27 protein-coding genes are annotated in these 23884 nt (G+C 37.7%); 5 read left to right on the top strand and 22 right to left on the bottom strand.

Annotated features, from left to right (window positions below; translation table 11 throughout):
* Window positions 1–36: 36 nt before the first annotated feature.
* The 18 genes from O7776_RS06030 to O7776_RS05945 all read right to left on the bottom strand — a co-directional run bounded on the left by O7776_RS06030 (window position 37) and on the right by O7776_RS05945 (window position 18346).
* On the bottom strand, window positions 37–309 hold the full coding sequence (locus O7776_RS06030) for an HU family DNA-binding protein (protein WP_241368257.1): 273 nt from the start codon (window positions 307–309) through the stop codon (window positions 37–39).
* Between the two features lie 376 nt (window positions 310–685).
* Window positions 686–2152 (bottom strand): stage IV sporulation protein A, encoded by a 1467-nt coding sequence (gene spoIVA / locus O7776_RS06025; RefSeq protein WP_337999465.1) that lies wholly within the window; start codon window positions 2150–2152, stop codon window positions 686–688.
* Between the two features lie 128 nt (window positions 2153–2280).
* Window positions 2281–3000, bottom strand: coding sequence for a hypothetical protein (locus tag O7776_RS06020; protein WP_274309700.1), 720 nt, complete (start codon window positions 2998–3000; stop codon window positions 2281–2283).
* Between the two features lie 16 nt (window positions 3001–3016).
* Window positions 3017–3283, bottom strand: coding sequence for a DUF2768 domain-containing protein (locus O7776_RS06015; protein WP_241368255.1), 267 nt, complete (start codon window positions 3281–3283; stop codon window positions 3017–3019).
* Window positions 3284–3555: 272 nt separating this feature from the next.
* A complete protein-coding gene (locus tag O7776_RS06010; RefSeq protein WP_274309699.1) occupies window positions 3556–4569 on the bottom strand; it encodes an NAD(P)H-dependent glycerol-3-phosphate dehydrogenase in 1014 nt (337 codons plus the stop codon).
* Between the two features lie 285 nt (window positions 4570–4854).
* Window positions 4855–6165 carry a ribosome biogenesis GTPase Der gene (gene der / locus O7776_RS06005; protein ID WP_274309698.1) on the bottom strand — a complete coding sequence of 437 codons (1311 nt, stop codon included), beginning with the start codon at window positions 6163–6165 and terminating at the stop codon, window positions 4855–4857.
* A 247-nt stretch (window positions 6166–6412) separates the two neighbouring features.
* Window positions 6413–7558 carry a 30S ribosomal protein S1 gene (gene rpsA / locus O7776_RS06000; protein ID WP_274309697.1) on the bottom strand — a complete coding sequence of 382 codons (1146 nt, stop codon included), beginning with the start codon at window positions 7556–7558 and terminating at the stop codon, window positions 6413–6415.
* A gap of 120 nt (window positions 7559–7678) precedes the next feature.
* On the bottom strand, window positions 7679–8350 hold the full coding sequence (cmk, locus tag O7776_RS05995) for a (d)CMP kinase (RefSeq protein ID WP_274309696.1): 672 nt from the start codon (window positions 8348–8350) through the stop codon (window positions 7679–7681).
* Window positions 8351–8473: 123 nt separating this feature from the next.
* Window positions 8474–9127 carry a flagellar brake protein gene (locus O7776_RS05990; protein WP_274309695.1) on the bottom strand — a complete coding sequence of 218 codons (654 nt, stop codon included), beginning with the start codon at window positions 9125–9127 and terminating at the stop codon, window positions 8474–8476.
* Between the two features lie 90 nt (window positions 9128–9217).
* Window positions 9218–10498 (bottom strand): PepSY1/2 domain-containing protein, encoded by a 1281-nt coding sequence (locus tag O7776_RS05985; RefSeq protein WP_274309694.1) that lies wholly within the window; start codon window positions 10496–10498, stop codon window positions 9218–9220.
* Between the two features lie 12 nt (window positions 10499–10510).
* Window positions 10511–11266: a spore cortex-lytic enzyme gene (gene sleB, locus O7776_RS05980; RefSeq protein WP_274310451.1), complete on the bottom strand. Its 756-nt coding sequence runs from the start codon at window positions 11264–11266 to the stop codon at window positions 10511–10513.
* A gap of 199 nt (window positions 11267–11465) precedes the next feature.
* On the bottom strand, window positions 11466–12134 hold the full coding sequence (gene prsW / locus O7776_RS05975; RefSeq protein WP_274309693.1) for a glutamic-type intramembrane protease PrsW: 669 nt from the start codon (window positions 12132–12134) through the stop codon (window positions 11466–11468).
* 140 nt (window positions 12135–12274) lie between these two features.
* On the bottom strand, window positions 12275–13240 hold the full coding sequence (locus tag O7776_RS05970; protein WP_274309692.1) for an asparaginase: 966 nt from the start codon (window positions 13238–13240) through the stop codon (window positions 12275–12277).
* A 12-nt stretch (window positions 13241–13252) separates the two neighbouring features.
* Complete coding sequence (locus O7776_RS05965) at window positions 13253–14218, bottom strand: YpdA family putative bacillithiol disulfide reductase (protein ID WP_274309691.1); 966 nt, start codon at window positions 14216–14218, stop codon at window positions 13253–13255.
* Window positions 14219–14261: 43 nt separating this feature from the next.
* On the bottom strand, window positions 14262–15029 hold the full coding sequence (locus tag O7776_RS05960; protein WP_274309690.1) for a metallophosphoesterase: 768 nt from the start codon (window positions 15027–15029) through the stop codon (window positions 14262–14264).
* 92 nt (window positions 15030–15121) lie between these two features.
* Window positions 15122–15778: a LysM peptidoglycan-binding domain-containing protein gene (locus O7776_RS05955; protein WP_274309689.1), complete on the bottom strand. Its 657-nt coding sequence runs from the start codon at window positions 15776–15778 to the stop codon at window positions 15122–15124.
* 85 nt (window positions 15779–15863) lie between these two features.
* Window positions 15864–17303: a RecQ family ATP-dependent DNA helicase gene (locus O7776_RS05950; protein ID WP_274309688.1), complete on the bottom strand. Its 1440-nt coding sequence runs from the start codon at window positions 17301–17303 to the stop codon at window positions 15864–15866.
* A complete protein-coding gene (locus O7776_RS05945) occupies window positions 17300–18346 on the bottom strand; it encodes a YpbB family protein (RefSeq protein WP_274309687.1) in 1047 nt (348 codons plus the stop codon). Before O7776_RS05945 ends, O7776_RS05950 begins: the two co-directional genes overlap by 4 nt.
* Before the next feature lie 102 nt (window positions 18347–18448).
* Here O7776_RS05945 and O7776_RS05940 point away from each other — a divergent pair, with 102 nt between their 5' ends.
* The 4 genes from O7776_RS05940 to O7776_RS05925 all read left to right on the top strand — a co-directional run bounded on the left by O7776_RS05940 (window position 18449) and on the right by O7776_RS05925 (window position 20685).
* On the top strand, window positions 18449–18697 hold the full coding sequence (locus O7776_RS05940; RefSeq protein WP_274309686.1) for a ferredoxin: 249 nt from the start codon (window positions 18449–18451) through the stop codon (window positions 18695–18697).
* A gap of 145 nt (window positions 18698–18842) precedes the next feature.
* Window positions 18843–19610 (top strand): enoyl-ACP reductase FabI, encoded by a 768-nt coding sequence (locus O7776_RS05935; RefSeq protein WP_274309685.1) that lies wholly within the window; start codon window positions 18843–18845, stop codon window positions 19608–19610.
* Between the two features lie 115 nt (window positions 19611–19725).
* Window positions 19726–19974, top strand: a complete 249-nt coding sequence (locus O7776_RS05930) for an excalibur calcium-binding domain-containing protein (protein WP_274310450.1) — start codon at window positions 19726–19728, stop codon at window positions 19972–19974.
* A gap of 12 nt (window positions 19975–19986) precedes the next feature.
* Entirely contained in the window at window positions 19987–20685 is a 699-nt protein-coding gene (locus tag O7776_RS05925; protein ID WP_274309684.1) for a glycerophosphodiester phosphodiesterase, read from the top strand.
* Between the two features lie 47 nt (window positions 20686–20732).
* Here the strand turns inward: O7776_RS05925 and O7776_RS05920 are convergent, their stop codons facing one another.
* Window positions 20733–21170 carry a zinc ribbon domain-containing protein gene (locus tag O7776_RS05920; RefSeq protein WP_274309683.1) on the bottom strand — a complete coding sequence of 146 codons (438 nt, stop codon included), beginning with the start codon at window positions 21168–21170 and terminating at the stop codon, window positions 20733–20735.
* 53 nt (window positions 21171–21223) lie between these two features.
* Window positions 21224–21637, bottom strand: coding sequence for a MarR family winged helix-turn-helix transcriptional regulator (locus O7776_RS05915; RefSeq protein ID WP_274309682.1), 414 nt, complete (start codon window positions 21635–21637; stop codon window positions 21224–21226).
* 406 nt (window positions 21638–22043) lie between these two features.
* On the opposite strand from O7776_RS05915, the gene O7776_RS05910 reads away from it, so the two are divergent.
* Window positions 22044–22562, top strand: coding sequence for a CarD family transcriptional regulator (locus O7776_RS05910; RefSeq protein ID WP_274309681.1), 519 nt, complete (start codon window positions 22044–22046; stop codon window positions 22560–22562).
* Between the two features lie 124 nt (window positions 22563–22686).
* On the opposite strand, the gene O7776_RS05905 is transcribed toward O7776_RS05910, so the two are convergent.
* Together O7776_RS05905 and O7776_RS05900 are read right to left on the bottom strand one after the other, a co-directional pair.
* Complete coding sequence (locus O7776_RS05905) at window positions 22687–23472, bottom strand: sulfite exporter TauE/SafE family protein (protein WP_420802152.1); 786 nt, start codon at window positions 23470–23472, stop codon at window positions 22687–22689.
* A gap of 116 nt (window positions 23473–23588) precedes the next feature.
* Window positions 23589–23816, bottom strand: a complete 228-nt coding sequence (locus O7776_RS05900; protein ID WP_274309680.1) for a sulfurtransferase TusA family protein — start codon at window positions 23814–23816, stop codon at window positions 23589–23591.
* Window positions 23817–23884: the final 68 nt, after the last annotated feature.

Genomic DNA, 23884 nt, shown 5'->3' with positions numbered 1-23884 from the left:
AACTGAGGACTACTCTATGTAACTCTAGAGGCTGAATTATTTTACAGCGTCTTTAAGTGCTTTACCTGGCTTAAAAGCAGGTACTTTTGAAGCAGCGATTTCGATTTCTAAACCAGTTTGTGGGTTACGACCTTTGCGAGCCGCACGTTCACGTACTTCGAAGTTACCAAAACCGATTAATTGTACTTTGTCACCCTTTGCAAGAGCATCTTGAATTGTATCAAATACAGCTTCAACTGCTTTAGAAGCATCTTTTTTAGAAAGACCTGCAGCTTCAGCAACAGAGTTTACTAATTCTGTTTTATTCACACCATTCACCTCCTCTCAAAGGGTCATGAATCAAATCCTGTAAAAAGAGTAACACACTGAAAACCGCTACGCAACTGAATTCATTCATGTTTTACTGATAAATTAACTTTTTTTACATAAAAACATAAATTACAGGACAAATCACCTAGAAAGTGAGCTATCCTGCACAGGTATTACTATTCTCTTTATACCCTATTTTTATTCATTGCGCCTCGGCGTAATTGCGTTCAGATTTTTAAGCGTAGGGTCACAGTACGTGAATCAGTCAGCCTTTATCACAGAATGTGATGTTTTTAGGCTGACCACCACAATAAAGCTCCTACTAAAATCTGTAACAACCGCCAGAGGGAATAACTAGATTTTTTGCTAAAACACGTTAGATGATAAACGTAATCAAGCCGCGTTCACCTTCATTAATCATTCGTTCAAGCATTAAACGCATACGATTTTTAGCATGTTCTGGTACGCCTTTCATCTTATAGCGAATACTTTCTGTCAGCACCTCATGTAATGGCGTTCCAAATAATTGCGTTTGCCAAAGCGCATTTCGGTCATATGAATACGCATGCTGTAAATCCTTCAGCAAATGCTGGCTATGAAATTCCGAACCAATTAATGGTGCAAACTCAGCTTCCATGTCGATTCGAATAATGTGGTAAGACGGCGCAACGGCTTTCATGCGCACGCCATAAAAATTATTTTGAGAAATCAGTTCTGGCTCACTCGGATCAAATTCATCCATCATTGGTAATGTCACACCGTAGCCACTACCCTTAGCTTCTTCAATCGCATTGCGGAAACGCTGCTGCGCACTTTTAGCTTCTGAAGCTTCTTTAATAAATAACAGCCAATCCTTTTTTGAATCTACTGGTTTTTCAAGCCATTGTTTACATACGTCCTTATAAATGTCATTGTAGAGCGTTACACGTAAAGTCGCAACACCTAACCCAGGATCAATTGCCTCCACTGAACAGCTTTCGACAAAATCAATTTGTTGTAAAATCGCACTTGCTTCTTCAACATCACGAATTTTCATAAAATCATCTTGCAGCTGAGCACTTGCAAATGAAAGTGTTTCATTAATTTCGTGATCGTTATCAAGTACATCTAACCAATCTGGCTTTTCTACTTGTATTTCTTTAACTGGAAATTCAAATAGCGCTTCTTCAAGGACATGCATAATATCCTCTAATTGCATATTTGTAATAGATGTCGCAATAACCGGTACTTCATACGTCTCCGCTAATTGCTTGCGGATTGTTTGTGCTTCCATACTATTTGGCGTGTTACTGTTTAAAACAATGACAAACGGCTTGCCAATATCCGTTAGCTGCCCGATAATTTCTTCTTCGGCTTTTTGAGCAGCCGCACGACTCATGCCATTTACTGTACCGTCCGCAGTAATTACAATACCGATATTTGCATGATCTCTAATTACTTTATCCGTACCAATTTTGGCCGCTTCTTGAAACGCGATTGCTTCATTATGCCATGGTGTTTGGACATATTTTGGACCTGACTCATCTTCATAACCTTTCGCACCGTCAATAACATACCCTACACAATCTACAAGTCGCACACGCATTGGAATTGCACTTTGTCCAAATGTAACCGTTGTTCCCTGTGCAGGAACAAATTTCGGCTCAGACGTCATAATAACCGGCCCCGGCGAACTTTGAGGTAATTCATCCATTGCGCGCATCCGGTCTTCTGCATTATCAATATTCGGTAATATAACATTCTCCATTACCTTTTTCACAAATGTCGACTTCCCTACTCGAACAGGTCCCACTACCCCAATATACAAATCACCGTTTGTCCGTTGTGCCAACTGTTGGAAAATTTGATCGCTAATTGCACTGCCTCCTCTTTAAGCGAAATCAAAAACTGCAAAAATGCTCACTAACACCATATGAATTGAACGTCCATACTATGAAAAAATCCCGCACGTACAGTGCGAGATTTTACAATTTATTTTTTGAGAGGATCATAGACAATAATCGGCTCATTATTTTCATCCACTGTATACGGTAATGAGTATGCCGGCACTACTGGGAAATTATCTACCAATAGCTCACGAATGTCATCACCTGGCTTCGCAGTTAGATTATTATCTTTCATATAATTATATAAATCGATGGAATAATCGACATAAATATCCCCTTCAGCTGTTACGATAAATGGCAATTGGTTGTTTGAATAGGGGCTATTTACCGTTTTCTCGTCTTCAAAACCAATGTTCTCATAATTGATCGTGTATACATGTTCTTGAACCTTATCTTTAAACTGCGGATACTCGGCCGCATGGAAACGAATATTAATCTCACGCATGCGCTCTGGTGTACGTAAATCCACTAATTTGACGGTCGGATTATTCTCCGCATCCCAAATCATATATTGAAAAATACCGCCTTTTTCATAGGAATTCGCTGGAGGAGAACCAATATATTTGGGCACGAGCTTATCAAAATCAATTAAGTATTTAATGAAAGTATCTGTATCTTCATCTCGCGTTTTTATCGGTAACACGCCCGTATCCTTTTGATATTCTTCAACTGCACGTTGTACACCCGCAAGCATATCAATATCAGGACGCAAACTCGACTGATCAAAATTTGCCGGTGAGCCACAACCTGCTAGCAATACTACAACAAATGATAAAACAACAAAACATTTCGATAACTTTTTCATATGTATCCCTCTTTCATTAGTTTGGCCATGTTAATATGACAAGCACCATTAATAATGTTCCGATAAAAAACATAACATACGCGACTAATTTCAAAAGAAAAGATAATAAAGCATTATGTACCCATTTACGAACGGCCGAAATTATTAATAACGAAACAAGCAATAAGCCGATTGAGTAAAACGAGACCCACATGACATCAAGTGCGTGCATACTTGCTAACGGACCACGTGCTGATGCTAATACATATACCGATGGGCTCATTTGCATAAGATGTTGCAACATTAAAACCGCCTTCCTGTTAATTTCACGTATATCCCTCACTAAGGTCCACTTCAAAACAAGACAATTAGCGAGTGTTTCTCTGTCCCTAAAAGCCCGATTGGTGAAGGCTAATGCTCGTTGTGATGAGGAAAACCCCCACCGAACAAAGTTTCACTCTATCCCGCAAATAATTATAGCCTTTTTAGGCAAAAAAATACAGGAAGCACCTAATGTTACCTCCCGATTTGTGACAAATTATTAAATTTTTCACGTTCATTGCAAGCTATTATGAATTAGCTCATTTCGTCTATTTCTCTTTTTTTCGTACGAATCATTAATGAATCGACTAATGCTTTTGGTTCCATGTCTTTAAATAAAACATCATAAAGTGCAGAGGTAATCGGCATGGATACCTCGTATTTCATCGCTAATTGATGCGCTGCTTTAGTAGTACGCACACCTTCAACTACCATACCCATTTCTTCGAGTACTTGGTCAAGCTTCATACCTTTACCTAACATATTTCCTGCACGCCAGTTACGTGAGTGCACACTTGTACAAGTAACGATTAAGTCTCCCATACCTGTAAGTCCAGCAAACGTAAACGGATTACCACCCATTTTGACACCAAGACGTGTAATTTCCGCTAATCCACGTGTAATTAATGCGGCTTTCGCGTTGTCACCAAAGTCCAAGCCATCTGTCATCCCTGCAGCTAACGCAATTACGTTTTTCAATGCGCCCCCTATTTCTACCCCTACAACATCATCGTTTGTGTATACTCGGAAATATTGGTTCATAAATAAGTCTTGCACTTTTTCAGCAGCCGCTAAGTTTTTGCATGCCGCTGTTACAGTCGTCGGATGCTGTAATACAACCTCTTCTGCATGTGATGGTCCTGATAAAACAACGATATCACTCACCGCATGTGCCGCTAAGCTTTCTTCCATTAATTCTGAAATGCGCATTAATGAATCTGGTTCGATTCCTTTAGATACATGTACAAATAGCGCTTGCTGTTCCAAATATTGCGAAATATTACCACAAACTTCACGAATCCCCTTAGTAGGAACTGCCATAACAATTGTCGAGCCATGTTGAGCCGCTACCTGTAAATCACTTGTTGCACTTAATGATTCCGGCAATACGGTATTTGGCAAATATTTTTTGTTTGTATGCATCGTATTAATTTCATTTGCCTGATCTTCACGATGCGACCAAATTAACGTATTATGGCCATTTTCAGCTAATACAATTGCCAGTGCAGTTCCCCAAGAGCCTGCCCCTAAAACTACTACATTTTCCATTTTAAAACCCCCAATTTCACTCAAAGTTTTATTGTCAGATATCTTTAAGTCAAATTTCATTATGAAAGAAAAGGGAATGCCCGAGAAGTAATTCCGGGACATTCCCTTTGCTCCTAGGTTGGAGGCCAGCACGATACTGGTCACGAATGCGTTGTCACACGATGTGACGCTTCTAGCATTCGATCAATTTTTCTGACCACCCTAGAAGCACCGTCTCCAACGGATTATTAATACATGTAATTGGTACTTTCCGAAAGGTAAACACTTTTTGGAAGGCCACATTTATTAATCACGAGCACGTGAAATTAACCGAATTGGTGTTCCTTCGAAATCGAATGTTTCACGGATTCGGTTTTCTAAGAAGCGCTCATATGAGAAGTGCATCATTTCTGGTTCATTTACGAATACAACAAATGTTGGTGGTTTAATCGCCACTTGTGTTGCATAGTAAATACGTAAGCGACGACCTTTGTCTGTTGGCGCAGGATTACGTGCAACAGAGTCTTCAATAACTTCATTTAATATCGATGATTGAATACGCATTGCATGATTTTCACTTACACGTTTGATGATTGGTAGGATATTACGGACACGCTGTTTTGTTTTCGCTGATACGAATACGATTGGTGCATAATCTAAGAATAAGAAATGCTCACGAATTTGTTCTGTATAGAAGTTCATCGTTTTTTCATCTTTTTCGATAGCATCCCATTTGTTCACTACGATAATGACCGCTTTACCCGCTTCATGCGCGTAACCAGCAATTTTTTTGTCCTGTTCTTGAATTCCTTCATCGGCATTCAGAACAACTAATACAACGTCTGAACGTTCGATTGCACGTAATGCACGTAATACCGAATATTTTTCAGTAGATTCATACACTTTCCCTTTTTTACGCATCCCTGCCGTGTCAATAATTACATAATCTTGATCTTCAAAAGAATACGGTGAGTCGATTGCATCACGCGTTGTTCCTTGAATATCACTTACGATTACGCGATCCTGCCCTAAGAAGGCATTAACTAACGAAGATTTACCAACATTTGGTCGACCGATTAATGAGAATTTAATCGTATCTTCATCATATTGCTCTTCATCTGGTTGTGGGAAGTGTTTTGCACATTCATCTAATAAATCCCCTAAACCTAAGCCATGTGAACCTGAAATTGGCCAAGGCTCACCGAAACCTAATGAATAGAAATCATAAATCATATGACGCATATCTGGGTTATCGATTTTATTGACCCCTAAGACAACAGGTTTTTTAGTTTTATATAAAATTTTTGCTACTTGCTCATCTGCTGCAGTAACACCTTCACGACCATTTGTCATGAAAATAATCACGTCTGCTTCTTCAATGGCGATCTCTGCTTGTTGACGAATTTGCTCTAAAAATGGCTCGTCCCCAATTTCAATCCCGCCTGTATCAATAATGTTGAATTCATGTGCTAGCCAATCAGCCGAACTATAAATACGGTCACGTGTTACTCCTGGAATATCTTCCACGATGGATACACGCTCGCCGACGATTCGGTTAAAAATTGTCGACTTCCCTACGTTCGGACGTCCTACGATGGCGATTACTGGTTTTGTCATCTGTACTTCATCCTTCCAAACTCTATCTTCTTGTATTATACACGAATTTATCCATTATATCATTTTTTCACACTATTCGAAATGCATTTGGTTTTGAAACAAACGGGCACTTGTCCGCGTAATGTTTCACGTAGCAATTTGTGGTGTACCGCATAACTGAATTGTAGTCTAGTTTCTCATCCATAAAAAAATACAACCTCCCTCTAATGCGAGAAAGGTTGTGTGATTATTTCATTATTATATTCTTTTATTTTTTATTAAAGCCTTTTAATTGGTCGCCAATAACATCACTAAATGAGAAGCCAGTGTTTTCTTCCGGTAACTCGTAATCGAAGTCTTCTTCACTTTCTGGTGCTTCTTGTAGCGCTTTAATACTTAATGCTAAGCGTTTCTCTGCTTCGTTTACTTCAAGTACCTTTACTTCTACCACTTGGCCTTCTTTTAATGCCTCATGTGGTGTATTAATGTGCTTATGCGCAATTTGTGAAATGTGTACAAGTCCTTCAACACCCGGAAATACTTCAACGAATGCTCCAAATGTCACTATGCGCTTTACCGTACCTGAAATAACCGAGCCTTTTGCAGCTTTATCTTCGATTTCTGTCCATGGTCCCGGTAGCGTATCTTTAATCGACAGCGAAATACGCTCGTTTGCAGGATCAACTGAAAGAACCTTCACTTTTACCGCTTGCCCCTCAGAAAGTACAGAGGAAACATTATCTACATGCTCATGTGCCACTTGTGAAATATGGACTAATCCATCTACACCACCTAAATCGATGAATGCACCGAAGTTTGCAAGACGTTGAACTGTCCCTTCTAAAACGTCGCCTTCTTTAATAGTATCAATCACTTGCTGCTTTTTGGAAGCTTTTTGTTGTTCTACTACAACACGATGCGATAAAATTAAACGACCTTTTTCCTTATCTAATTCAGTAATCTTAAAGCTTAATGTTTTTCCTTTGTAATCATCAAAGTTTTCAACAAAATAATCTTCAACAAGTGAAGCTGGAACGAAGCCGCGCACGCCTAAATCTACAACAAGCCCGCCTTTTACAACATCTTTTACTTCTGCATCGAAGACTTCACCAGATTGAAATTTCACTTCCAGCTGATCCCACGCTTGAATCGCGTCGACTTTTCGCTTCGATAACACAAAATTTCCTTCTTCAACTTTTGTAATCATTAAATCCAGTTGTTCGCCAACTGAGATTAAATCAGAAGCTTTTTCAATGTGTAAGCTTGAAAGTTCGCTAATCGGTATAATTCCGTCGAAAGGTGCTCCTTCAATTGAAACCGTTACTGACTTCTCATCTACTTGCTCAGCAACACCTTTTACAATATCTCCTTCTTGAAACAGCTGGTTTGACCCTAAATTCATTTCCTCAGACATATGTAACCCTCCTTCGCATATTCCACTTTTTATTTTATTCGAAAAGTTCTACAAAAACAAAAAATATCCCTTTATTTTCAGAAATTTCATGTTCCTGTGTTGGATTGACCTAAAAAAATCTTACATTTTTGCTTGCGCTAACTTTAAAATTTCTTGTGCAGCTTCATCAATTGATAAATTCGTTGTGTCTAAAAATAACGCATCTTCTGCTTGAATTAATGGAGATGCTTCACGTTCACTATCCAACTTATCACGTAATGCAATTTCCTGTTGTAACAATTCAATTGTCGACTCAATTCCACGACGTTCATTGTCTAGGAAACGACGACGCGCACGTTCTTCAACGGTAGCTGACATGAAAATTTTAAGCTCTGCATCTTTTAATACATGTGTTGCAATATCTCGGCCATCCATTACAACGCCGCCATTTGCTGCTAATTTTTGCTGCATAGCAACTAATATTTCACGAATATTCGCATGTGCTGCCACTTCAGAAACATTTGAAGTTACATCGTTTGAACGAATGGCCTGCGAAACGTCTTCACCATCTACAAACACTAATTGCCCTTGTTCTGAAGGTTGTAATGCGATTGTTGTATGATTTAGCATTGATTCGATTGCTTGTGCGTCATGTAATTGTATGTTTTCGTTCAATGCTTTATACGTTACTGCTCGATACATTGCCCCTGTGTCAATATACGTAAATTGAAGTGCTTCTGCTACAATTTTTGCAATTGTGCTTTTCCCTGCCCCTGCTGGACCATCAATTGCAATTTGAATTTTTTTTGCCATAAATTAATCCCTACTTTCCGTTGATATTGTAACATAATAGGAAATAGATATTCGATTTTTACGTTCTATTTCATGAAAAAACGCACTTTGAAAATAGAACTTCAAAGTGCGTTTTCAGATTTTTTATAGCTCATTTAATTCTTTTTTACGAATCAATACTTGGCGTTCAAAACAGAATCGAACAATATGCTGCTTATCCACATCATCGGTATCAGTAAAGCTGATTGAAGCAATTTGAAAGCCATCACGTTCAAAAATTCGGACAATGACCGCCTCCGTTTCGACATATCGAATTTCACCATTAGTAAATGGCAATACGACTAATGCTTGAACTTCGTCGCCTTCTGTGAAATCAACTGGGGTTTTAAGGTGAATTGCTATCCCACCAGCACTAATATCTTCGGCGACAAATTGATATTTACTCCCTTTAAAATCAATCGCAACATCGACTGGTGTTTCAACACGAACATATTCACGACGTTGAATTTTAAGAAAGTCCTCTTTAGGTGGACACGAAAGTATAATCATATGCACATTACCAGCTCTACGCCCTAAGACTTCTGTATTAAAAGAATAACTTTCTTTTGTTTCTGTATTAAAAACAACTCGAAATTGTGCGCCATCAATTAAGAAAGACGTCTTTTTTGTTTCAACATTAATTGGATAATCAATAAAAATGATATTGTCTTTTGTTTCTACAACGCGACAACGGAATTTTTCAACACGTTCTGTGTATGTTGGTTCCAATGTAAGTTGAGTTCCAATTTTCAGCTCCATTTGCCTCTCCCCGCCTGTACCATAATAAATGCTATTATCTCATGGGATTAGGATTTTAGCCATAGGATGCAAATAGTTTTTTCAATATTCTTAATGAACTTTTTCAATTTTTATCACTTCATGCGTTTCGGTATCTATAACCATTCGATATGTGTCATTTTGATCTGTTTTCAAACGTGCAATGACTTCATAGCATTTTCGAAGATCAAGTGTTGCATTCGTCGTATAGATTTTCTTCGTTTCTTCGACTACTACATTATCTGCAAAGAAGGCATCCCATTGGATTGGAATCTCACCTTGAGTTGGGATCTTTTCTTCCTGAATGTACTCCATTGCGTTCACACCAAATATTTCACCCGTATCTTTTGCAACCTTTACTTGAATGCTATCTGGATAAACAAGTGAATTATCTTCTAGCGTACGTGTAAAAACAAAATGCCATGCTTCATGATTTTCACGAGACTCGCTTAATGTGACGTCACTGTAGCCAACATTCTGCATAAAGTTTTTCGCAGTATTTAATATTTCTTCATGTGATTTCCGTTCTTTTGTGACGGGGCGTTCCATTAGAAAAGATAATAAATGACCGCCTTTCTCGGTAATATCCGCATATCCAATCCGTGAACCACGCACAAATTGAATGTGATAGAAAGGATAAGGGGCATCGTCCTTACTTTTCGAGATGGTCACAATCGCATCATCAATATGAGGAAAATATTTTTTAAACGTTTCGACAGCTTGATCTTTTGTAATTTTTTGTTCCTTTAAATGCTGTAAATCTCGCTTTTTTTCATAATCTGACTCACTTGCTGTTAGAGGGAAATCTGTTTCATTATATGATTTCAATTGTTTGGAGACATTAACAAATGGAGAGTCACTAAGTTCTAGGGTTTGATTGTTCGTCCATTTTTGTAAATCTCCATCGTTATTATAAAAAGCAACGGTCGCAATATTCCATTCTTCTGCAAATGCATGTAAATTCGATGCGACTGTCGTCATACTTTTTTGCCAATCCTCGTATGTGCCTTTATTCGTCGCTTGCTTTGCACTATCACCTATTTTCCCCAAGTAACGCATCCATTCGTTTTGAACGTCTGGTTGCAAAGGTAGATTCGCAACAGATTTTCGAAGATCACTACTCATACGCCAAATCGAATCGAGTTCCGTTGCTAATGTTTTTTCGTCTTGAAACAGTAGCGATTGCTCAACAGCTGTATGAAGGATTGATAATTTTTCAGTAGTTGCCGAAAAATCACGTGATTGCGTCGCATATACTGCACGCTCTAACTGTTTATTTTGATTGTAAAAATCAACTGCAACAAAGGCTAAAATAACGACAAACAATCCTAATAAGTATGTTAAATTTTTCATATTCTCTCCTATTTACACGCAAAAAATATGCTCGCCTATTTGTTTTATTTGTTGCCTTGTCCAAATCCATTTACTCGTTGCTGTTTTCGGATTGAAGTAATACAGTGCGTTTTCTGACGGATCCCAGCCATTAATCGCATCTAATACCGCTTGTTTTGCACGTTCATTTGGTGTTAGCCATATTTGCCCGTCTGCTACCGCTGTAAACGCTAACGGCTGAAAAATAATTTCAGAAATCGTATCTGGGAATTCAGGTGACTCTAAGCGATTTAATATAACTGCTGCAACAGCGACTTGACCCTCATATGGCTCACCACGCGCCTCACCATATACCGCGTTCGCCAATATTTGCAAATCTTGCTCCGTATATCCAGGAGGTAGCTGCATCGATGTCGAAGAATTCGAACTGCCAGAACCGCCCCCATCTTTTACTTGCTGATCTAGAGGGATACCACCGTAATACGTAAAACGATTTCCTAACCTTATTTGCTTTTTCACATATTCCTCATCATAATCAGAATTGTTTACAAGTTTTTTCTTTGTTGCCTGTCCTGCAATTCCATCAATCGGCAATCCGTACTGCTCCTGGAAATTACGTAGCGCCCAGTAGGTACCATAACCAAACTTGCCATCAAGCTCGCCATGGTAAAATCCGATATATTGCAATCTCGCCTGCAATTCGATAACATCATCTCCAAATGCACCGCGCTGAATTTCTTGATTTGTAAATGCCGAGCTCGTTGGTGCAAACACTACAACGAAAAGCATGCCTAATAACGCAATCTTTTTCACATCTTCCACTCCTTTTTTACATAGGATGGAAAAAAAATCTTAGATTATACATACTCAAAAACTACAAAGTGAAATTGCATTTAGAAGTGAGCTATCTGAAGTTTTTATTATTTCCAATTCAGCAAAAAAGAGGCTATGTGATTTACTTCACATAACCTCTTAGCTATTATTATTGTTAAAATTTTTTCGACAAATGTTCAATTAAATGTTCGTGCGCCAATTTTACTTTACGTAATGCAAACCACCATAAAAATAACATAAACGGCAACATTGCATAAATAAAACTACCCTCTAGCATTAAAATCGAGTTATACATGATATGTAAGCCCACTGGTGCAAACAATGCGAGAAAAATAAATTTCTTTTGAATTTCATCGCTCGAAAATTTTCCCTTCCCATAATAATAACCCATCACCACACCAAATAAGGCATGGCTCGAAACAGGAAGCATTGCCCGCATAAATGCTTGGTCTACACCAAATGACAATAAAAAAATAACATTTTCCACCGTAGCAAATCCAAGTGAAACAGCAGCCCCAAACAAAATGCCATCATAGGGATCATCAAATTCTACATGACGTAAAATTACCGCAAAAATTATAAGCCATTTCACCAATTCCTCTAATATACTCGTAAAAATGACATTAATAAAAAACGGATTACTAAACGTTTGCTCTTCTGCTAATACAAATTGTATGAACAACACAGGAAATGTAATTATCGCGCCAAAAATAAAAGCATGCAAGAGCGCTCGTCTTGGTTCGGTGTCCATTTGGTTTCGTAAATAAAAAAAACTTAACAGAGCCAGACCCGGCGCAATCGCTGCAGATAAAATTATGAACATGTCGCCGGCTCCTTTCCTCAAAAATCAACTATTACAATTATAACACTATTTAATTCAGCGAGGGAAAGTGTGGTCATATTTTATCACTTCATTTATGTAAAAAAACTCGGCTACTTTGAACTGTATGCCGAGTTTTTTCATTAATGCATAAATGAATCAAAGTTTGTGTTGCCGTTTGCTAGCATCAACAATAACTTTAAGCGTGCTTTTTTCGGATCGAAATCGCCACCCATTACTACACCCTTATCTTTTAAATTGTTGGCACTACCATAGTAGTCATATGTTGGGAATACACGTCCTTCTTCTGTCGACGTTGTGAGCACGACTTTCGTTCCCTTTTGACATAGCTTTTCAATCGCACTTGTCATATCTGGCGTAATCTGTCCGCGCCCTGCCCCAACAAGGACAATCCCTTCTACATCTGCATTATATAAAGCATCTAACATAATTGAGCTTGCCCCTAAATACGCAAGTACGATTTCAACTTTTGGATAATTTTCTTGAATCGCATATGCCTCTTTATGCGTAGGCTTTTGATAAATAATGACTTCATCATTATCAATATAGCCAAGCATCCCATAACCAATCGCACCAAAGCCATTAATACTTGAAGAGTGAACCTTTTTCACATATTTAGAATGAATAATCTTTTCATTAAAAACAACACATGTCCCGATATTCTTCGCTTCATCACTAGTAGCTACTAATAATGAGTTACGTAAGTTCGAATAAACATCTGTACCAATATCGCCAGGTGCCTTTTGTGAACCCGTCACAATAATCGGGCGCTCATCATCAATCGTTAGCTCTAAAAAATATGCTGTTTCTTCTAAGCTATCTGTACCATGTGTTACAACAATGCCACTCACTGTTTTATCTTGAAATAATTTTTGAATTGTTGCATTTAAATGATTTAAGTTTTCAAAAGTCATATGCATTGATGGAATTTGAAACAAATCGATGAGTTCAATATCAATTTCATCTTCAAGCTGACACATCGATAAAATCGCATTGCCATCCAGCTTGCCCGACTCTAATTTATTTTTATCATTGCGTGTACTTGCAATTGTTCCACCTGTCGTAATTAATACTACTTTTTTCTTCAATGTATCCACCTCTTATTTCATTTGCTGTGCAATTTTTTCGGCGATCATGCCCCCGTGGAAGCGTCCATTTTCAATAAATATTTCATTGGCGTTATTTCCTGCTGCAATTACGCCTGCAATAAATAAATTTTTAACATTTGTTTCCATCGTATCTAAATCAAACGTAGGGCGTCCAGTTTCATCGTCGATTTCAACTCCCATTGCACGAATAAAACTATGGTCTGGATGATACCCCGTCATTGCAAACACCGTATCGTTTGCAATCATTTGTTCATTGCCATCAATTTCTATTACAACCTCGTGTTCACGGATTTCTTTAACAATTGTGTTAAACTGCATCGAAATTTCTCCGTCACGCACGAGACCTAAAAATTCGGGTAATACCCATGGCTTAATGCTTGGTGAATATTCTTCTCCACGGTACACCACCGTTACATGCGCACCGGCCTTATTTAATTCTAAAGCTGCATCAATCGCAGAATTTTTACCACCAATGACTAATACATTTAAATCAAAAAACTCATGTGCCTCTTTGAAATAATGATGCACTTTCGATAGAGTTTCACCTGCAATATTTAAATAATTTGGGTGATCATAATAGCCGGTTGCAATAACTACATACGGCGTTTCATACGTTTCTTTATCTGTTTTTACAGTAAATGTGTCCCCTTGTTTTTCTACACAATTCACCAATTCAAAACTATTTACTCGAATTTTTTTTGACTTTACCACTTCGCGATAATACACAAGGGCTTGATTTCGTTTTGGTTTACGCTGTTCAATAATAAATGGCACATCACCTATAGCTAACTTTTCACTTGTACTAAAAAACGTTTGATGCGTCGGGTAATTGTAAATCGCATTGACGACATTCCCTTTTTCTATCACAATTGGTGTTAAACCAATATTTTGTAGTTCAATCGCAGCAGCTAAACCACAAGGGCCTCCACCTACTATGATTGCATCTACCTTTTGCATACTAACATCTCCTTAAAATTGTTCCATACATCTTATTATACTGCTAATTTACGGTAAACGTTTTATTTTGCTCGAATATTATTTTAATCACATGACACTCTGGTTTCGCTCCTAATCGAATTGGGAGTAAAGTTGTGCCATAGCCATTGCTAACTAACTCAAAATAGCGACCCTGTTGTTTAAAATAGCCATGTGGCTGTATGCCCCAGCCAAAAATACGAATTTGCCCACCATGTAAATGACCACCGATGCTCAGTAGTGGCTTGAAATGTTTGTGTACACTTGTAAAAAGTTCAGGATTATGTGCAATAAACGCTGTTTTGTTTAAATCACAAGAACGAAATGCATCTTTTACTTGTTCCAAATTTGGACTAAATGTTACCCCACATATAGAAAAGTTTTGATCTTTCCCTATTTTCACCACTTCGTTTTCAAGGACTGTAACATCATGTTGTAAAAATAATGCATGTAGTTTTTGTGCATCAAATTCTATATCATTATTGCCCCATACAAAATAAATGGGACCAAGTGTTTTTAATAGTTGAATATTTTCCAGTAGTGTTTGTTTCGTTGTGCGACGGTCAACAAAATCGCCACCTATAATTACTGCATCTACCTGTCCTTTAATATTCTGTATCATTTTGTCGTTAATCTTTCGTGCATGCGTATCTGAAATAAAAAAGAGTTGCACTGGCTTACCAGTACCAACTGCTGTTACTTCATGTGTTCGAACATTATTTTCATTGGCCTGCTTCCACATCTGCAACATTATCACAGCGCAAGTGAGCACAATGATGGTGATAACAACCATATTTCATCAACCTCCAATCAAAAGAAAAAGACGAGCGCTTGTCACGTTTCGTCTTTTGCTATTCCTCTATACAGCTATAAATTATGGACACATTACGGAATTATTACTAATACTTGCCCTGTTGAAATACTATCCGTTGCTAAATTATTTGCCGATTTAATTTTTTCGATATTAGCCGGGCTTCCATCTCCATAATATTTTATGGCGATTCGGTATAGATTATCCGTAGATTGAACGGTATGCGTTTTTTGCTGTGCTTTCACTGCTTCTTCTGCTTTTTTCTTTTCTTCTAGCGCTTTTGCTTTTTGGGCTGCAACTTTTTGAGCCTCTTCCGCTTTTTTCGCTTCTTCAGCCGCTAAACTCTCTTTTTCTTGCTCAGCATCTTTATCAGCATCTGTTGATTTATCTTTAGTATCATCAGCTTTTTCTTCGTCATCTTTGTCATCAGCCGTATCCTTTGTTGAATCCTCGTTCTGTTTTACAATTTCTAAGACAACATTATCTTTATTTTCTTCCACAGTTTCAGCTTCTGATGCACTTGGCTCATAAAATAACCATACATAACCTAAGATGCTCAATGGAATAAAAATTAAGACAACAACTAAAAGTGTCATAATTGGATTCGATTGTTTTTTCTTACCTTTTTTCTGATTTCGGCTAGTACGTGACAATTTTGCACCAGACTCATTATGTAAGTCGATCTCTTGACGATGCTCCTCTACCTTCTCACGGTAATCTTCTTTTGTCATGGTCTCTCAACCCTCCAACTACTAAAACATTTACGTATATTATGACGAATATCTACAAAAAAGTAAACGGTTCGTGCTAAAATTACTAGTTTCGAACCAATATTTGCTGTAAACGCTGCTGCCAAGTCGTCATTTGTGTTTCCTGTCGCTCTTCGCGAGGCTTCAAAAACGGTGCAACATCAATTCCACAATTGCTACAACAGTTTTGCTGCTTTTGAATTAGCTGCTGCCCAAAATAATTGACAACTTGCTTACGCATGCAATCCGTGTTTTCAATTAGCTTTAACACAAGATTCACTTCAGCATACTTTTTAAATTGCATCTCTTTCATACGCTTCTTAACTTGTTCTGGCGACTCTTGCTGTAGCCAATAATTTAATACACGAAAGGCGACTTCAGTTAATTCTCCGCGCGCCAATAACACATTTGGCTGTTCTCCACTTGCGATTACTTGCATAAATCGGTCAATATGTATTTCTTTTGGTAAATCCTCAGTTCCGATAAATTTTGCATATTGCTCATCACCCTCCGCATGTAGTAAAAATGCTACCGCGTCTTGACCATCTCGCCCAGCACGCCCGATTTCTTGCATATAGTTTGATAACGTGGACGGCATTGTTTCATGGATGATTTGTCGGACATTGTCTTTATGAACTCCCATGCCAAACGCATTGGTCGCTACAATCCATTCTAGCTTACCCGTTAAAAATTGCTGCTGAATAAATTGACGGTCCTGAGAATCCTTACCAGCATGGTACGCTGCTACGGCAATATTTCTTTCAAGTAACTGCAAGCTGATTGCCTCTGTTTTTGCTCGAGATTGCGTATAAATAATACCCGGTCCTGATGTGCTAGTAACATGATCTTTAATCCACTCTATTTTATCTTCTTTATGAGTAAATGCTTTTTTCACCATATAAATATTTTCACGATTGACCGAATGCATATAACGAAATGGGTCATGCATCATTAAATAATGCTGTATATCTTCAATAACTGAATCGGTAGCTGTTGCTGATAATGCTAAAATTGGAGGCCGATTTATTTGCGATAACACTTCACCAATTCGCAAATAATCAGGACGAAAATCAAACCCCCACTGTGAAATACAGTGTGCCTCATCCGCAACAATTAACGACAATTCCATTTGCTCCAAACGCGCTTTCACTTGAGGCTGAAGCAACATTTCCGGAGATACAAAAATAAAGCGATATTCATGTAAAAAATGCAGTGCATAACGCTTTTGCTCTGGTGATAAAAACGAATTCAGTGCCACGACTCGCTTTTCCCCACGATGCTTTAACTGGTCAACCTGATCTTGCATAAGAGATAGTAGCGGTGAAATGATAAGCACGGGTTTTGAAAACAAATATCCTGGCAGCTGATAGCACAATGATTTTCCCATACCCGTCGGTAAAATTGCTACAACATCTTGCCCGTTTACGAGTGCTTCAATAATTTCTCGTTGACCTGGTCGAAAGGTTTCATAGCCAAAAAATTGCTGTAAAGTTGCATCTAAATTCATTGCGTTGTCGCCCCTTTCGCCAATGTTAAACGCAATTGAAAATAACTTACATGCGGCAAAATTTCCTTTAATGTTTTTAAACGCTTTGTTTCGTAATCTTCAACTGTTTGTAAAATTTGCTGTTGGTCATCCATTGTAACGAATTCATCGATAGAAAAGTTCGGTTCATTCATTGCCATTTCAACAATATGATCTTCAATAGTATTTGATTTTAATCGACGAATAAGACTGATTTCTTCGATTGAATGCCCTTTTTTAAAGAGCTGGGCTGTTTCATTTGCTGACATCGTTAACAGTGCCTCCACACGAATTTCCTTCGCAATTTGTGATAATAACGGATAATAGGATGACTGCTGCTCGATCTCGATTTTATTTAACCATGCGTGTAAACCACTAATATAATAGAGCTGCACGTCCATTTCCTGCATGTGATAGCCAAATGCTAACTGCTGCCAAGTAAATCCGGGTTCGTTGTAGCCCGTTAATCGGAAGATAAGTATTTCTTTCACTCGTTCTTCAACTGATAATTTTGTCAAACACATTGTCATTTCTTCATATAATTGTAATTGAAGTGAATGTTGCTGAAAACGATTTGCGATTAAAAATTGACGCACCCACCCTTGAATTTGATCGTTTCGCTCAATGGGGATAAATGCTTTCTGGTCATTTACTTGATGTGACAAACTCTGTACAACAAGTGATAAACGACCGAAAAATAGATGTTCATTGCCACGATAATGCCAACTATCAAAAGTAATCGATAACGGCTGTGATGCAAGCTCTTTCCCTTTATCAGACATTTCGTAATAACCATTCTCATCTATATCAATATAATTTTTAGCAAATAGTAAATCAATTTGCTGATCAAATATTGGACGGGGTAATTTTGGTAAAAGGCCAAAAAACTGATACAATTTATAAAGACCTACATCTTGAATTGTTTGCCCAGAGCGTTTACCCTTTAGTAGATGAAAAGCAGCGGAAACAGTTCGTTCCTGTTGAAATTTATGTAAGATTTTTAAAAGAATTTGTTGAATTAGCAAATCAAATCCCTCATTTTCGTAGTATTATGTTGAAATGTAAGAAGAACACATTTAGAATAAATAAGAGCTTTATGGAAGCGAACGGACAAAGGAGAGATAACAATGCCAAAATATACAATCGTAGATAAAGATACTTGTATCGCTTGTGGCGCTTGTGGCGCTGCTGCACCTGACATTTATGATTATGATGATGAAGGAATTGCAATCGTTATTTTAGATGATAACATGGGTACTGCTATAGTTCCAGAAGATCTACTAGAAGATATGCAAGATGCATTTGAAGGCTGCCCAACAGATTCAATCAAAGTTGCAGATGAGTCATTCGACGGCGACGCATTAAAATTTGAATAAAATAACTCAAACGATTTCTTGATTTTTTTAATTAAGAGATCGTTTTTTATTTTGTCCTAGAAAATGATTTACACGTTACGCGTGCAATGTTATAGTTATTATTAGTAGTTGGTACTAATAATAACTATTATACAGGGGTGTCTTTATGGATTTACTACAATTACAAGGTAAAAATGTTGTCGTTATGGGTGTTGCTAATGAGCGTAGTATAGCTTGGGGCATTGCAAAGCGACTATTTGATGTAGGAGCAAATGTTATTTTCACATATCGAAAAGAACGCTCAAAAAGTAAAATAGAAAAACTTTTAGCTGGTCAAGAAGCTACTATTGTAGAATGTGATGTTAACAATGATGCAAGTATTGCAAATGCCTTCACACAAATTGGTGAGCAGTTTGGTGTGATTCACGGAATTGTACACTCTGTTGCTTTTGCACACGCCGAGGACTTACACAATCGCTTCGTTGAAACAACGCGTGATGGCTATGCCTTTGCTCAAGATACAAGTGCGTATTCATTGATTGCCGTTGCAAAAGCTGCAAAGCCTTATATGACAGAAGGCGGTTCAATCGTGACAATGTCTTATTTAGGGGCAGAACGTGTCTTACCAGGCTACAATGTAATGGGAGTTGCAAAGGCTGCACTTGAAGCGTCTATGCGTTATTTAGCGTCTGATATAGGTGCTGAAAATATCCGTGTCAATGCGATTTCGGCTGGTGCGATTCGAACATTAGCTGCAAAAGGTGTGCCAAGCTTCAATGAAATTTTGCATAAAATTGAAGAAAATGCACCACTTAAACGCAATACGAATCAAGAAGAAGTAGCAGATATGACCATTGTTATGCTTAGCCATTTATCTCGTGGCGTTACTGGCGAAACAATCTACATCGATAGCGGCTATCATATTATGGGTTAGTTATTTTAGCGAATTCACATCCTTCCTTGTGAATTCGTTTCTTTTTTTGGTAAAATGTTGAAAAATACATTTTGCGGAGGATTTTAATTTGAAAAAATACATTTACCCTATTTTTATGAGTGTTGCATTAATAGGAAGTGTTACCATCTCTACAATTGAAGCAGAGGCATCGACAAAAGTAAAAATTGTTGAATACAAAAATTGCAAAGAAATTAATGCCATTTATTCTGGTGGTATTGCCAAAAGCGCTACTGTTAAAAATGTTGGTGGAAAAACGAAGTATAAGCCTTTCGTTTCAGCTGAATTATACGCAAAAAATAATAAGAGCGATCGTGACAATGATGGCATTGCATGTGAACGCTAAAGGTGGTCAATTATGAAAATTCTTGCCCATCGTGGACTTAGTGCTAGCTTCCCTGAAAACACTGCAATTGCTTTTCAACAAGCTGCAAAACTTTCCTGCTGGGGAGTAGAATTTGACGTGCATTTAACGAAGGATCAACATTTAGTCGTTATTCATGACGAATCAATCGACCGCACATCAAATGGCACTGGTTTTGTGAAGGACTTAACATTAGCCGAATTAAAAACCTATGATTTTGGCTCATGGTTTGAAGAAAAATTTGCAGGCGAACAAATTTGTACATTGGAAGAGGTTCTTGATATTTTCAAAGACACCAAACACCAAATCAATATCGAAATTAAGTCTGATGTATTTGAATATCCCGGTATTGAAATTCTTGTTGCCAATGCCATTGAAAAATTCCAACAAAAAGAACGTATCATTGTATCATCGTTTAATCACGAAACAATTGCCCGTTTTCAGCAGATTCAGCCAAACATCAACTGTGCACTGTTATTTGCTTCACTCATTACAAACCTTGATGAATACGTACGAAATTTTGATTGTCAGGCCATCCATATTCCTTACTATTACGGCATGCGCTCGATTATTCAGCTTGCGATTCAACGAGGCATCATTGTCCGTGCCTATACAGTTAATAACCAAAAAATCGCTCAGCAAATGGAACAACTCGGCATTGACGCGATTTTTTCTGATAAAGGGATTCTTTAAATCGAAAAAGGAGTGAATCGAAAGTAAATCGAACACTCCTTTTTTCATTACAACGCATTGCCACATTCATTGCAAAACTTTGCATCGATTTTATTTAATTCTTGACAATTGCCGCATTGCTTCGCTTCCACAACAGCACTTTTCCCCTTCTGTGCAGCCTGTGCAATTTTCTCAATGCTCCCTGTCGTTTCATTCGCTAAATAATTAAATGTGTCCTTTGCAACTGGTGCCATTTCACGACTTTGATAGGCAGCCAATTTCGAACCATAACCTAGGCCAGTGAAATAAAAGCCAATTGCAAGTAATGGCAAGCCAATAAAAAATAGGTAAAAATATTTAGGAGATTCAAAGAAATCTAAAGTAAAAAAATCAATACCTGCTATAACTACACACAATATCCCTGCCCCTAAAACAATTGGCCCTAATGTTCGAAATTTATTGCGTGTTGCAATATGCTCTTGCGTAATAAATTCTTTTTCTTTCATATTGTTCCACTCCTTTAATAGTAATACGTTTAATAAAGGCATAATGTGTCACTTTAATTAGAAATTAATGGTTTTCCTAATATCGAAATAAGCTGTTCGTATTGCTCTTGACCGATTGAAGAACGCACCATTTCTGAAATTTCATAATCTAGTGCCAAACTTTTTCGCATTGCATCCTGACCCTTGTCTGTTAATGAAGCGACTTTTTGTAGCTTTGTTCCCTTTACAAGCTCTGTTTTAATCAGCTCTTTATCTTGCAATGATTGTAAAAACTTGTGTACGCCCTGCTTTGTAATATCTAGCTGAACAACAAGCTCTGGGACGGTTCTTTTCCCTTCAAAAATACTCTTTAATACAGACCATTCTGAGCTTGTTAAATGTAATTCATATTTGCTGTTCCACATTGTCTCCGCTACATGGCTTAACTGCTTACGTTGTCGATATAATAATTCTATTAAATCATTCATGTGTTGCACTCCTTACTGTCCGTTCAATAACTTCTCAAGCATCATACTAAACCTTTTTTATTTTTTCAATTACTATTATCAATTACGCCGGCTAACTCTCGGCTAGGTTTTTTCGGGCTTGGGCCAGCCTAATGTAGATCAGTTAGCCGTTATTGCATGGATTTGATGAACTTAGGCTAACATCCTAAATTAACTCCTCTATAAATCTGTGACATCCGCTGGGGGCATTAGCCTTTGTTCCCTGATTCAGCCCGATTTTAAACTCCACTGAATGGAGGACTTTCATACCTCCCGCATTGCTTATCGAGAATTAGTATTTTCTGAATCAAGTTAAAAGTCAACTTAGTTGACGCAAAATTTTATTTCACCTATAATAGAATTAACAACATTTAGGAGGGCTATAAACATGTACAAAATTGGTGATCTTACTTTGTATAAATCACATGGAATTTGCCAAATCGATAGCATAGTAGAACAAAACTTCACTGGAACACCGATGCAGTACTATGTTTTACAGTCAAAATTGCAACCAGGTGTCACATTATATCACCCGGTAGAAAGCGATAACTGTCAGCTTGAACAATTACTTAGCTACGATGAAGCAAGAAAAATGCTCGACATTTTTTCCAATGAAGCAAGCGAATGGGACGAACGCATAACAAATCGCCAACGCAATCATTCTCAAATTTTGGGCAAAAATAATCATTTGGAAATCGCACAGCTCATGAATACTATTCTTCGCAAAGAGCAAGAATTAGAGCAACAAGAAAAGAAACTGGCTTCACAAGATGCACAAATGCTACAGCAAGTTTCAATGGTCATATTTGATATTTTAGAGCTAACATTAAAACAGTCAAAAGCCGAAATCGAACAACAAATTCACCAAAAAATTCAAGCCAACACGACCTTAGCTACACATTATTAAACATAAAAACATAAAAGAAGCGCTACTTCGAAATTGTGAAGTAGCGCTTCTTTTCATTTTAAAAAATTAATTGATTTCACTTAGCAATTTCATATCAATAAGTGAAAACTTACTTCGCAATTTGTTATAACAAGATATCAACCCATATTTTAATAGCCGTTGCACCTATTAGGATTGCAAGTAAGGCTTGTAAAATTTTGATGTTCATTTTTTGCCCAGCTTTTGCGCCGAGTGGAGCAGCTATGATACTTGCAATAATCATTAAAAAGGCTGGCCAGTATTCGACTTGACCTGTCATCAATTTACCGACACTACCACCAATTGACGAAATAAATGTAATCGCTAAACTCGTCGCGATTGTCACACGTGTTGGAATTTTTAATACAGTTAACATAATCGGTACAAGTAAAAAGCCACCTGCTGCCCCGACAATACCTGATCCAATCCCGACAATTAATGCTAATGAGCTCGCCAATGCTTTATTAAAAGTAATTACGCTTGCATCCTCTACGGTTTTACGTGGAATAAACATCATAACCGCTGCAATAACTGCGAGTAAACCATAGACGATATTAACGGCATCTTCTGATAAAAAGCCTGACCCATAACTACCGATAAAGCTACCAATTAATATGGATGCCCCCATGTAGATGATTAAATCTTTATTTAATAAGCCGCTTTTACGATAGGCCCAAACACCCGCAATTGACGCGAAAAATACTTGTACGGCACTAATGCCTGATACTTCGTGTGCAGTAAATGCCGCCAAACCGAATAATGGTGGAATGTACAGCAGCATTGGGTATTTAATAATGGAACCCCCGACCCCGAGCATGCCCGAAATAAACGAACCAATAAATCCAAGCGCAAAAATGACAGCAATATATGTGAATGATAAATCAATTTCCATTGCTTTTTCCTTCTTTCTAAGTAATCAATTACTCCGAGGCGTATTCAGTCGTACTTTGAACCCCACTGAATCAAGTTAAAGCGAGTAGAACAATGCCCTACTCGCCTATAACATTGTTATGCTTTTTGAATGTAGAAGAAATGTACACCATCTTCTTCTTTTGTTTCTAAAATTGTGTGTCCACTTGCTTTTGACCACGCTGGGAAATCACTTAAAGCCCCTTTGTCTGTTACTAATACTTCAAGTACTTCACCTGAGTTAATTGTGTCAATTGTTTTCTTTGTACGTACGATTGGCATAGGGCAAGCAATGCCTTTTGCGTCTAAAGTTTTTGTAATATTCATATTAAGTTCCTCTTTTCTTATAATTTGTAAGCGATTATCGATTTTACCGTACAAGACGGTTGCTTGCC

It is taken from the genome of Solibacillus daqui, from assembly GCF_028747805.1.
Taxonomy (GTDB): Bacteria; Bacillota; Bacilli; order Bacillales_A; family Planococcaceae; genus Solibacillus; species Solibacillus daqui.
This window is presented reverse-complemented; position numbering and strand designations above follow the sequence as displayed.